The organism is Allosaccharopolyspora coralli, assembly GCF_009664835.1.
In the GTDB taxonomy this organism is placed as follows: domain Bacteria; phylum Actinomycetota; class Actinomycetes; order Mycobacteriales; family Pseudonocardiaceae; genus Allosaccharopolyspora; species Allosaccharopolyspora coralli.
Map to the genome: position 1 here is coordinate 3828421 of NZ_CP045929.1, position 12577 is coordinate 3840997.

Below are 12577 nucleotides of genomic sequence, written 5' to 3' on the forward strand. Positions count from 1 at the left end.
CGGCAACCTGGGATGTCGGTAAACGACCACCAAGGCAGCTCAAAGACAGCTTCTCCAAGCTCAGAGCAGTGTGTCCATCGCCTTGTGCAACCGCTTCACCGACACCGGCTGTGGTGTGCCCAGGGACTGCGCGAAGAAGCTCACCCGCAGGTCCTCGATCATCCACCCGATGCGACGCAGTTCGTCGCTGACCGGGCGTTCCTGCGGAACGCCGTCGAGCAGCCCCTGGTAGCGGTCCTCGACTTGATGGACCTCGTCCATCAAGTCACGGTCGCGTCGCGGGTTCTGCGGCAGCTTGTCGAGCCGGTGCTCGATCCCCCGCAGGTACCGAGTGAGGTCCGGCAGTCGATCCCATCCGGTGGCGGTGACGAAGCCGGGATGAATCAGGTTCGACAGCTGGGTCGTGATGTCCTCGCGGGCCTCGGCCGGGAGCTGTCCGCCCCGTTCCGCGAGCAGCGTGTCGACCTGTTGTGCCGCGGTCAGCACCTTCTCCACTGTGGACACCAGATGTGCCGTGTACGGCCCGATGCCGACCCGCACCTTCTCCTTGAGCGTGCCGAAGGCCGTTTCCTCCCACACCGGACCACCGTTCTCGGCGACGATCTTGTCGACGGCACATCCCACGCAGTCCTCGACGAGCGCGGCGACGTCACCGTGCGGGCTGCGGGAGAACACCAGGCGGGCCCGCGTCGACAGCCCCTTGACCTGTGACTTCACCGGCGACGGCACGGCCATGAGCAGCATCCGTCGAGTCCCGGCCCAGCCGGCGGCGCGCTGCTCGGCCTCCGTGCCGAACATGCGCACGCCGACGCTCTCGCCCTCGTCGACCAACGCCGGGAACGCTTTGACGTCCTGCTCGTCGGCCCGCTGCTCGAACGTGCGCGGCAGGTCCCCGAAATCCCATTCGGTCACCCCGCTGCGTTCGACTCCGTCAGCGGCCGCGGACAAGGCGGCGCTCATGTTCGGCCGGAGTTGTTGTTTCAACGCCTGCAGATCACGGCCCTCGGCGACCGTCGTGGAATCCTCGACCACCCTGAAGGTGATCCTGAGGTGACCGGGAAGTGCCGCGAAGTCCCATTCCTGACGCGCCACCGTGATTCCGGTCAGCGCCCGCAGTTCCCGCTCCAATGTGTCCAGCAGCGGCTCCGAACACGGCCGCACCCGCTGCAGCACGGCCTTCGCGTAGTCGGGTGCGGGAACGAAGTTGCGCCGCAAGGGTTTCGGCAGGGACTTGATCAGTGCGGTGACCAGTTCTTCGCGCAGGCCGGGGATCTGCCATTCGAACTCGACCGGATCGATCTGATTGAGTACCGGCACCGGGATGTGCACGGTGACACCGTCGGCGTCGGCACCGGGTTCGAACTGGTAGGTCAACGGCAGTTCGTGCGCGTTCTGTCGCCAGCTGTCCGGGTAGTCGGCGTCGCTGACCGCGCCCTTGCTGGTGTTGATCAGCATCGACTTCTCGAAGTCGAGCAGGTGCGGATCCTCGCGCCGCTTCTTCTTCCACCACGAGTCGAAGTGCTTGCCCGAGACAACGTCGGACCCGACGCGCCGGTCGTAGAACTCGAAGAGCGTTTCGTCGTCGACGAGGATGTCGCGGCGCCGCACCCGCTGCTCCAGTTCGTCGACCTCGGCGAGCAGTGCCCTGTTGTCGTGGAAGAACTGGTGCCGCGTGTCCCAGTCACCCTCCACGAGCGCGTGCCGGATGAACAGCTCGCGGGACAACTCGGGGTCGATGCGCCCGTACTGGACCTTGCGGTCCGCGACCAACGGAACCCCGTAGAGCGTGACCTTCTCGAAGGCGACGACCGCGGCCCGGTCCTTCTCCCAGTGCGGTTCGCCGTAGTTGCGTTTCACCAGGTGCTGGGCGAGTTTCTCGACCCACTCGGGCTCGATGCGGGCCACGACCCGCCCCCACAGCCGGGATGTCTCGACGAGTTCGGCGGCCATCACCCAGCGCGGCGGTTTCTTGAACAACGCCGACCCGGGGAACACCGCGAACTTCGTCCCGCGTGCGCCGACGAACTCGGTCATCGGTTTCCGTTGCGGACGTTGCTGCGATCGAGGTTTGCGCTCCTCGTCCTTGAGCCCGATGTGCGAGAGCAGCCCGGACAGCAAGGACTGGTGGATCCGGGGCGAGTCGGCCGGCTCGTCGTTGATCGAGAGTCCGAGTTGTTTGACCATCTGACGCAGCTGCGAATACAGGTCCTGCCACTCGCGCACCCGCAGATAGTTGAGGAACTCGGCCCGGCACAGCTTGCGGAACTGGTTCGACGAGAGCTCGCGCTGTTGCTCCCGCGCGTAGTTCCACAGGTTCAGATAGGCGAGGAAGTCGGATTCCTTGTCGGCGAAGCGGCGGTGCTTCTCGTCGGCCGCCTGCTGCTTGTCCGCCGGACGTTCACGAGGATCCTGAATGGACAGGGCGGCGGTGATGACCATCGCCTCCCGCACACAGCCGTTGCGTTCGGCCTCCAGCACCATCCGTGCGAGCCGCGGGTCGATCGGCAGCTGGGAGAGCTTGCGCCCGACACCGGTCAGGCGCCGCTGGGCGCCGTTCCCGGATTTCGCGGATTTCGTGTCCTGCTCGATCGCGCCCAGCTCGTGCAGCAGGTTCACTCCGTCCGTGATCTGCCGCTTGTCCGGCGGTTCCACGAACGGGAAGGACGCGATGTCGCCCAACCCGAGGGAGGTCATCTGCAGGATCACCGACGCCAGGTTCGTGCGCAGAATCTCCGGGTCGGTGAACTCGGGCCGCGCCAGGAAGTCGTCCTCGGAGTACAGACGGATGCAGATGCCGTCGGAGGTTCGCCCGCAGCGGCCTTTCCGCTGGTTCGCCGACGCCTGCGAGACGGCCTCGATCGGCAGTCGCTGCACCTTCGTCCGCGCGCTGTAGCGGGAGATTCTGGCGGTGCCCGGGTCGATCACGTATTTGATGCCCGGCACCGTCAACGACGTTTCGGCGACGTTGGTCGCGAGCACGATCCGCCTGCCCGTGTGCCGCTGAAAAACCCGGTGCTGCTCGGCCGACGACAACCTCGCGTACAACGGCAACACTTCGGTGTTGCGCAGCTCGACCTGGTTCAGCGCGTCGGCGGTGTCCCGGATCTCGCGCTCGCCACTGAGGAACACGAGTACGTCGCCGGGTCCTGCGGCGGCGAGCTCGTGGACGGCGTCGATGATGCCCTGCGTCTGGTCCCGCTCGTCACGGCTGTCGGCCTCGCCGTCGTCGTCGAGCAGCGGGCGGTAGCGCACCTCCACGGGATAGGTGCGTCCGGAGACCTCGACCACCGGTGCGTCGCCGAAGTGCCGGGAGAAGCGCTCCGGGTCGATCGTGGCCGACGTGATGATCACCTTGAGGTCGGGGCGGCGCGGCAGGAGCTCCTTGAGGTAGCCGAGCAGGAAGTCGATGTTGAGGCTGCGCTCGTGCGCCTCGTCGATGATGATCGTGTCGTAGCGGCGCAACAGCCGGTCGCGTTGGATCTCCGCGAGCAGGATGCCGTCGGTCATCAGCTTGACGAGCGTGTCGTCGCCGGACCGGTCGGTGAAACGCACCTGGTAGCCGACCGTCGCGCCGAGCTCGGTGTCGAGCTCCTCGGCGACCCGCTCGGCGACGGTGCGCGCGGCCAACCGCCTGGGCTGGGTGTGGCCGATGAGCCCCTGCACGCCGCGGCCGAGCTCCAGACACATCTTCGGGATCTGCGTCGTCTTCCCCGACCCCGTCTCACCCGCGACGATCACGACCTGGTTGTCGCGGATCACCTCGAGCAGGTCGTCCCTCTTGTGGCTGACCGGCAACGCGTCCGGGTAGCCGATACTCGGGACCTGTGCGCGCCGGTTCTGCACGCGCGTCTCGGCGGCGTCGACGTCGGCGGCGATCTCGCTGGTGACGGCCTCCACAGCCTGCGGATCGCGGATCTTGCGCACGCCGTCGAGACGGCGACGCAGCCGCACCTGCTCGTGGTGCATCAGCGAGGGCAGGCGTTCGCGCAGGTCGGCGAGTGCCGTGCTGTCCGGAGTGGGTCCCATACCGCACCCCAGGATAGGCGGCTCCCCGGCCGAGGTGCCTCCCTATTCCCGCCGAAGGCGAGCTGCGTCACGTCCAGCGGCGAAACTATGACTGGGCGCGGGTGGCTCATGTGCGACAGCAGCGGGGGCAGTCGGCACAGTGTGCGCGGCGAAGCCGCTGGGCGCTGAGGTCCCGCCACCCAGCCACCAACCCTCGGCTGGGAGTTCTCACGCTGGTGGTGTGCGCTCGGCGACGCACAGGTACGCCATCGGGGTGCTGCCGACTCGGGTGAGCAGGACGCTCGCACTGCCCGGCCCCTTCGGTTTGAGCCTGCGGCGCAGGGCGTCGGGGTCGACGTCGAGCCCGCGAACGAGGATCTCGACGACGCCGATCCGGTGCTTGCGCAACAACGCCCGGAGTGCCTTCTCGTTGTGGCGCCCGCTGTCGAACACCCGAAACGCCCGGACGTCCGGCGGCGGCGCGTCACCGGTGAGGTAGGCGATGCGGTGATCGAGCTGCCCGAGTCCGTGACGCGCGGCGTACTGGCGCACCAGACCTGCCCGCACGACGGAGCCGTCCGGGTCCACGATCCACTGCCCCACCGGCCTCTCCGGGCATTCGTCCGATTCCGTGTCCGTGATCGTCCATTTCGCACAGCCACCGGAAGCGGTGCGCCGCAACACCGTGGCCCGGCGCCGGACTCCGGGCGTCGCCAGCTCGCCGAACCACAGGCACGCCTCCCGCACCCGAGCGTCCAGGGACACGACTTCGACCTCTGCGGATTCCGGCACGGCCGCGAAGTCGAGCCCCGGGGCGCATTTCACCGTGAGATCCCGTCCGGCATACGTCTCGACCAGTTCGTCCAGCCGCGGCACAAGGTCCGCGGCCTTCCAGGTGCGCCTGCCCGCGCTGTCCCGTCGCGCCGGATCGGCGACGACCGCGGTGGCTCGGGTCGTCGGGCGCAACGCGTCCGCACGCACGAGCAGCGCCCGTGTCTCGCGGAGATTGTGCCGCGCCATCGCGAGCCGGACGGAATCGAGATCGGAGCCCACGCTGTGCCAAGCCTGAGTCGCGATCTCGTGCAAGTCCGCGCCGACGGAGCACGTCACGTCGTGCACGTCGCGGCCGGACAGCCGGCGAGCCCGATGTCGCGCGACCTCGGCCGGCGTCGCCTGTTGCAGCGCCGGATCCGTGAACAACCACCGGGACGGATCGGCCACTTTGGACTCGGCGCGTCGGCGTAGGACCGCTGTTTCCAGTGCCGCGGACGAAAAGCGCTCTCCTGCGAGTCTCCGCGCAGTCGCGACGTCGTCCATTCTGGACTTCGCCGTGAGTGGACGACGATCCAGTTCGGCCAGTACCGCAGCGCCGTCGTCGGAACGCAGAAACGCGACGTCGTCCGTGTCGAAGGTGTACGCCACTACAGCCGCTCGAGGCCGTGCGTCTGCATACCGGACAGCGTCACCGCACCGAAGAGTTCACGCGGGAGCGCACCCGACACTCGTCGGTCCACCCAGGACAGATGACGAGCGGACCGCCGGACGAACGGCTCCCACCACGACCCGAGCTCGCCGCGGACCACTTCCGCAGTGCGGGCAGGAAGACCGAACCACGCCGCGGACAGATCCTCACCCCGGGCTTGCACGTCCACCGCCCCCAGCCGGAGCACAAGACGTTCCAGGCCCTCCGGGTGCACCGGAAGCTCGGCAACGTCGTCTGCCGGCGACTCGCCGGGTTCCCGCGTGGACAGCCACGCGCCGAGTCGGTCCGCCGCCCGGTTCGTGAAAGATCCGAGAGTCGTCCGTTCCCCGGCGAACACGAAGCGGCCACTCGGCCCCAACACGCGCAAGGTCTCCCGCAGAACGGCAGGCACGTTGCGAACCCGGCCCAACGCGCCCAGTCCCACGACGGCGTCGAAAGTGCCGTCCGCGAACGGCAACTCGTCCCACTCGCCGACCGTGCCCCGGATGCCGAAACCGACGGTCTTCGCCGCCAGCCGCACCGATTCGAGCCGCGCGGGTGACGGCTCGACGACCGAACCCTCCTCGACCAGACCTCGCCGCAGCAACTCGGGGAGCAAGCCGCCACCGCCGAGCGCCAGCACACGACGGTGCGGTGTCTGGCGGGTCAGCTCACCGAACCCGTCCGCAGCGGTGAGCACCGCGCGCTGCTCGTGTCCCGCGTCGTCGGTGGAGAACGCCGTCACATTCGCTCCCTGCCGGTGGGCGGTCGCGCGGGCACGCGACCGCCCGACCCTCACTTGCCGGTGAACTCGGCCTTACCCGGCCCGCTCTCGATGAACGACCGCATGCCGATCTTCTGGTCCTCGGTGGCGAACCCGGCCGTGAACAGGTGCGTCTCCATCTTCAGGCCGGTGTCCAGGTCGACGTCGAGCCCGCCGTCGATCGCGGCCTTCGCCGCCGCCAGCGCACGAGCGGGCCCCTTCGCGAACGGGGCGACCCACTGCTGTGCGGCCGAGAAGACCGCGCCCGGCTCGACGAGCTCGTCGACCATGCCGATCGCGAGCGCCTCGTCGGCCTCGACGAACCGGCCGGTGTAGATGATGTCCTTCGCCTTGCTCGGACCGACCAGGCGCGCGAGCCGCTGTGTTCCGCCGGCCCCAGGGATCACGCCGAGCAGAATCTCGGGCTGGCCGACTCGCGCGTCGTTCGTCGCGATGCGGCGGTCGCAGGCCAGCGCCAGCTCCATCCCGCCGCCGAGCGCGTAGCCGGCGATCGCGGCCACCGTCGGTTTCGGGATCGCCGCGACCGCACTGACCGCGTGCGAGAGGCCGCGCTGTTCCTTGACGGCCATGTCGGTAGCGGACTTGTCGGCCATCTCCTTGATGTCGGCGCCCGCGGCGAAGACCTTCTCGCCGCCGTAGACGATGACCGCCCGCACGTCGTCCCGTTCGGCGGCCTCGACCGCCACCTCGCGCAACTCCTGCTCGATCTGCTGGTTCAACGCGTTCATCTTCGGACGATCGAGCCTGATCGTGCCGATTCCGCCCTCGACCTCGAGCCTGACGAACTCACCCACGAAAGCACCCTCCTCGTTGACACGGTGTCGAGCCGAAGGCTACCCACACCGCCCCGTGCCTCGCCTACGACGTGACTCGCCTGCGCGCGAAGTACCGGTCGCCGCTGCGAGTGAGTTCCAGGTCTTGATCGAAGGTCTTCGACAGGTTGTCCTCGGTGAGCACGTCGTCGAGCAGTCCTTGCGCGACGACCGCACCCTCGCGCAGCAGCAGCGCGTGCGTGAACCCCGGCGGGATCTCCTCGACATGATGGGTGACCAGCACCGACGCGGGCGCGTCCGGGTCCATCGCCAACGCCGCCAGCCGGGCGACGAGATCCTCCCGGCCGCCCAGGTCGAGTCCCGCGGCGGGCTCGTCCAGCAGCAGCAGCTCCGGGTCGGTCATCATCGCCCTGGCGATGACGACCCGTTTGCGCTCGCCTTCCGAGAGCGTGCCGAACGTGCGTTCGGCCAGATGCGCGACACCGAGCAGTTCGAGCAGTTCGAGCGCACGGTCGGTGTCGAGGTCGTCGTACTCCTCGCGCCAGCGGCCCATCACGGAGTACCCGGCGCTGACGACGACGTCGCGCACGACCTCGTCGGTCGGGACGCGCTGTGCGGTCGCCGCGGAGCTGAAGCCGATCCGGGGGCGCAGTTCGAAGACGTCGGTGCGGCCCAGCGTCTCGTCGAGGATCCCGACGATGCCCGCGGTCGGATGCATCTCGGCGCCGGCGAGCTTGAGCATGGTCGTCTTGCCCGCGCCGTTGGGACCGAGCACGACCCAGCGCTCGTCGAGCTCCACCGCCCAGTCGACGTCGGCGAGCAGTGCGGTCGAGCCCCGCCGGACGGTGACCCCGCTCATCCGGATGACCTGGTCCTCCACGTCTACCTCCCGCCGCACGACCGGGCCGCTCGGTGCCGCCGCGTGCCCGCCGATGATGTCCGATCCGGGCTCGCCGCCCGCGTCGCACCCATTGTCGCGGTTCCCCCCTTCCGGCCGGCGGGGTGGGGCATGACAGCAAGGGAACATTCCTGTCACCGGTGCACGGAAAGTTCCCTTGCTGTCATCCCGCCCACCTCGCCCAGGGTGAGCAGCGTGACAGTAGGGGAACTGTCGGTCATCCGTGACAGGAAAGTTCCCTTCCTGTCACCGGCCCCGACCGGCTGCTTCGCCGGGTGGGCGGGTGCGATGAAGGGAACCTTACGGTCATGTGTGCGCGGAATGTTCCCTTGCTGTCACCCGCTCCGCGGTTGTGTTCCGGCGCCGCGTCGGTAGTGTCTGCTGGTGCTGATGGTTCGTCGCCACGTCACGGGCACCGAACGCCACGGGGCGCGAGGCGACGAGGCAAGAGGGAACCCGGTGCGAGTCCGGGACTGCCCCGCAGCGGTGAGTGGGAACGACCGTCGTCGCGTCCGCGGAAGGACACGGCACTGGGAGCCGCAACGGCCCTGGGAAGCCGACGACCAGTAGGCCGTCCCGTCAGGGACCTGCCCGCGAGTCCGAAGACCTGCCATCGGTGCGCACCCGGACGGGTGCGCTGTCCGGGGCCTCGTGGGTGGGCCGGGCGGACGTACGGGTCGTCGCCGCGATCCGCGCCGCGCGTCACCTCCTGCCTTCCCCGGACTCGTCCTTGTCGTCGAGCTCGCGAGGAGAGAGCTGTGACCATTGGATCGACCGTGCTCGGATACCCCCGGATCGGCCCGCGCCGCGAACTCAAGCGCGCGTTGGAGAGCTACTGGGCCGACCGCTCGAGCGAGTCGGAACTGCGTGAGGTCGCGAAGACGCTGCGCACCGACTCGTTGCGGGAGTTGCGCGACGCCGGGCTGAACACGATCCCGGGAAGTTTCTCCTACTACGACCAGGTCCTCGATGCCGCCGTCGTGTTCGGCGCGGTACCGCAGCGCTACCGGGACCTCGGCTTGAACCCGCTGGACACGTACTTCGCGATGGCGCGCGGCGTGGCCTCGACCGCACCGTGGGAGATGACGAAGTGGTTCGACACGAACTACCACTACCTCGTCCCGGAGATCGGGCCGGAGACGTCGTTCGCGCTCACCGACCGCACGCCACTGGAGCACTACCGGGAAGCCGCGGAACTCGGCGTCACCACTCGGCCGGTGCTGGTGGGGCCGGTGACGTTCCTGCTGCTGTCGAAGGCCTCGGAGCAGGCGGGTGAGCGGTTCCGGCCGCTGGAGCGGTTGGATGACCTCGTCACCGAGTACGCGACGCTACTCGGCGAGCTGCATCGGGCCGGTGTCGAGTGGGTCCAGCTCGACGAACCGGCGCTGTCCGCCGACCGCACGCAGACGGAACTGGAGCAGTTCCGTGCCGCCTACCGGAAGCTGGGTGCGCTGACCGAACGTCCGAAGATCTTCGTGCCGACCTACTTCGGACCGGTCGGTGAGGCACTGTCCGCACTCGCGTCGGCGCCGGTGGAGGGAGTCGGGGTCGATCTCGTCGCCGGACAGTCCACTGCCGACTCACTCGCGACCGCGACGGAGCTGCGGGACAAAACCCTGGTCGCCGGGGTCGTCGACGGCCGCAACGTGTGGCGCACCGACCTCGACGCGGCTCTGGGCACGGCGGCCACACTGCTCGGTTCCGCAGCCGAAGTCGCGGTGAGCACCTCGTGCTCGCTGCTGCACGTGCCCTACGACCTGGAGCTGGAGACGTCGCTGGACCCGCAGGTCGCCTCCTGGCTGGCGTTCGCGAAACAGAAGGTCGCCGAGGTCGTCACGGTCGAGACCGCGCTCCGCGACGGTCGCGAGGCGGTGTCGGCAGAGCTGGACCACGCTCGGAAGGCCGTGGAAGACCGGAAGAACTCACCGCGCCTGCGCGACGACACGGTCCGCTCCCGGACGGGCTCGCTCACCGAGTCGGACGTGCGACGGTCCGCCTACGAGACACGGCGCACGGCTCAGCAGAACGCGTTGAAGCTACCGGTGCTGCCGACCACCACGATCGGGTCCTTCCCGCAGACCAGCGAGGTCCGCAAGGCACGCGCCGCGCTGCGCAACGGCACTATCGCGGCTGCCGACTACCGTCAGCGCATGCTCGACGAGATCGAACGGGTGATCACGCTCCAGGAGGACCTGGGACTGGACGTGCTGGTGCACGGCGAGCCGGAACGCAACGACATGGTGCAGTACTTCTCCGAGTACCTCGCCGGGTTCGCTTCCACCGACAACGGGTGGGTGCAGTCGTACGGGTCGCGCTGCGTGCGACCGCCGATCCTGTTCGGCGACGTGTCGCGGCCGAATTCCATGACCGTGGAATGGGCGAGGGCGGCCCAGAAGTTCACCGCCAAGCCGGTCAAGGGCATGCTCACCGGCCCGGTGACGATCCTGGCGTGGTCGTTCGTCCGCGACGACCAGCCACTCGCCGACACCGCCGCGCAGGTGGGTCTGGCCATCCGGGACGAGGTCTCGGACCTGGAATCCGCAGGGATCGGCGTGGTCCAGGTCGACGAGCCGGCACTGCGGGAACTGCTGCCGCTGCGTGCCTCGCAACGTCCGGAGTACCTGAAGTGGGCGGTGGACTCGTTCCGCCTGTCGACGGCCGGCGCGAGCGACGCGACACAGATCCACACGCATCTGTGCTACTCGGAGTTCGGTGACGTCATCGACGCGATCGTGTCGCTCGACGCGGACGTGACGAGCATCGAGGCTGCCCGATCCCGGATGGAAGTCCTCGACGATCTCAACGCGGTCGGGTTCGGCCGCGGAGTCGGTCCCGGGGTCTACGACATCCACTCGCCGCGGGTTCCGGAGATCGACGAGGTGCAGCGGTTGCTGCGCGACGCGCTCGCCTCGGTGCCGGCGGATCGGATCTGGGTGAATCCGGACTGTGGCCTCAAGACCCGTGGCTACGCGGAGGTCGAGCCTGCGCTGCGCCACATGGTCGAGGCGACGAAGCAGGTCAGGAAGTCCCTGGAGTGACCTGACCGGGTCGGCGAGCGACCCGGCCCGTCGCCGAGTCGCGGCGTCTTCCCACCTCGCGCCGCGACTCGCTCCGCCCCGGCTGCCTTACCGGGGCGACGGTGACAGTAAGGGAACATTCCTGTCACCAGTGCGCGGAAAGTTCCCTTACTGTCACGCGCGGGCCGCCCGTGCTGCTCGGCGGCAGCGTGCGGGCGGCTCGCGCTCGGTGCACGGGCAGCGGTCGCTGAGGCGCGTTGCTGGGTCGTTTGTCGCCGAAAGCTGCCGTGGAGGTTCGGGCGATCCCGTAGGCTCCTGGGCTCGTGCGAACACTGCGTGTGCTGACGTCGAGGCCGTGGCTGTCGGCGACCGTGCTGGGCCTGATCGCCGTAGCGATCGTCGAGACCTTCTCCGGGGGCGGCTTCGGCGGCTTCGTGTTCGGGGCGCTCGGCGCCCTGGTCGGCGTGATCACCCTCCCGATGGTCACCCAGTCGGGGCTGCTGATCGGCTCGGCGGTGTTCGGTCTGCGGGTGCGTCACGTCGAGCTCGGTGCGATGCGCGGCCTCGTGTCCTGGACCTGGCGTCGCACGACATTCACCGTCCGAGCGCTGCCCGTGGTGCTGGCCTCCGAGATCGGCCCCTGGCGTTCCCCGGTGATCTTGCGGTGCTGGCTGGCGGGCCTGACCTCGGCGCTCGCGGGCATCGCCTCCGTCGTCAGCGTGTGGTTGCTCACCGACGGTTCGTTCTGGAGAGGTGTGCTCGTCGCCGCGACACCCTTGATGATCTCGAAACTGTGGCCGCGCCGCGCGCCGCTGACGACCTCGACGGGCTGGCTGCTGTTCGGGCTGCCCCGCATGCCCGAGCCGAAGCGGACCGAGTTCTGCGCGGGCCCGTACGCGGCGCAGAGTTACGAGTTGCTCAAGTCCGGCGATGTCGACGCCGCACAAGCCGTGGTGGACGAGTTGTCGGCCGCGCATCCGGACTTGAACACCACGAACTCGTGCCAGGTGACGATGCTGGAGGCACGCGGCGAGTACGCGCAGGCCGTGGCACTGCTGTTGGGCCACATGTCGACACACGACATCCCGCCGAGGGAGCTGTCGTACACGCTCGCCGGGCTCGCGGGTCTCGGCCTGACGGCGGTCGAGTCCGGTCAGGCCGATGCCGAGACGCTGCTGCCGATCTCGCGGAAAGCGCTCACCGACGCCATCGCACTCGGCTACCCGGAGTTCAAGCTCGGCGGCACCCGGGCGCTGCTGGCACTGCTCGACGACGAGCCCGAGCAGGCGATCGAACTCGCCGAAACCAGCGCGGACCATGCGACCAGCCCGATGTCGCGCGCCGACGATCACGTGACGGTGGCACGCGCACACATGGCTCTGCGCGACAATGCTTCCGCTCGCCTCGCGCTGGACAAGGCCGAGGCTTGCGCCGACTGGTGGCCGCGCGTTCGCGCGACGCGGCAGCGCCTGTCGGTCTGACAGTGCGTCTGGGATCTGCCATTGGTGCCTCGTAGGGCACGACGCCTCAGTCGCGATCAGCCCCGGCACGGCGAGACGCTCCGGCGTTCGGAGTGCGTGCCTCGCAAGGCAGGGGTTGTCGCCGCGTCAACGTGGTACTCAAGAGGACCCCAACACC

Annotated in this window: 7 protein-coding genes and 1 riboswitch; of the genes, 2 read left to right on the forward strand and 5 right to left on the reverse strand. The window is 68.8% G+C overall.

Going from position 1 to position 12577, the window contains the following annotated elements:
* Positions 1 to 60 precede the first annotated feature (60 nt).
* The 5 genes from hrpA to GIY23_RS17850 all read right to left on the reverse strand — a co-directional run bounded on the left by hrpA (position 61) and on the right by GIY23_RS17850 (position 7883).
* Entirely contained in the window at positions 61 to 4026 is a 3966-nt protein-coding gene (gene hrpA, locus GIY23_RS17830) for an ATP-dependent RNA helicase HrpA (protein ID WP_154077707.1), read from the reverse strand.
* A gap of 207 nt (positions 4027 to 4233) precedes the next feature.
* Positions 4234 to 5427: a class I SAM-dependent methyltransferase gene (locus GIY23_RS17835; protein ID WP_154077708.1), complete on the reverse strand. Its 1194-nt coding sequence runs from the start codon at positions 5425 to 5427 to the stop codon at positions 4234 to 4236.
* A complete protein-coding gene (locus tag GIY23_RS17840; RefSeq protein ID WP_187351926.1) occupies positions 5427 to 6212 on the reverse strand; it encodes a class I SAM-dependent methyltransferase in 786 nt (261 codons plus the stop codon). Before GIY23_RS17840 ends, GIY23_RS17835 begins: the two co-directional genes overlap by 1 nt.
* Positions 6213 to 6262: 50 nt before the next feature.
* Positions 6263 to 7045 carry an enoyl-CoA hydratase/isomerase family protein gene (locus GIY23_RS17845; RefSeq protein ID WP_154077710.1) on the reverse strand — a complete coding sequence of 261 codons (783 nt, stop codon included), beginning with the start codon at positions 7043 to 7045 and terminating at the stop codon, positions 6263 to 6265.
* Between the two features lie 64 nt (positions 7046 to 7109).
* Entirely contained in the window at positions 7110 to 7883 is a 774-nt protein-coding gene (locus tag GIY23_RS17850; RefSeq protein ID WP_154078945.1) for an ABC transporter ATP-binding protein, read from the reverse strand.
* 413 nt (positions 7884 to 8296) lie between these two features.
* Positions 8297 to 8551: riboswitch (cobalamin riboswitch) on the forward strand.
* A gap of 129 nt (positions 8552 to 8680) precedes the next feature.
* Here GIY23_RS17850 and metE point away from each other — a divergent pair.
* The gene (gene metE, locus GIY23_RS17855) at positions 8681 to 10960 is read left to right on the forward strand and encodes a 5-methyltetrahydropteroyltriglutamate--homocysteine S-methyltransferase (RefSeq protein ID WP_154077711.1); all 2280 of its coding nucleotides are present in this window, start codon (positions 8681 to 8683) and stop codon (positions 10958 to 10960) included.
* Between the two features lie 302 nt (positions 10961 to 11262).
* The gene (locus GIY23_RS17860; RefSeq protein WP_228717367.1) at positions 11263 to 12420 is read left to right on the forward strand and encodes a tetratricopeptide repeat protein; all 1158 of its coding nucleotides are present in this window, start codon (positions 11263 to 11265) and stop codon (positions 12418 to 12420) included.
* The last annotated feature ends 157 nt before the right edge of the window (positions 12421 to 12577 follow it).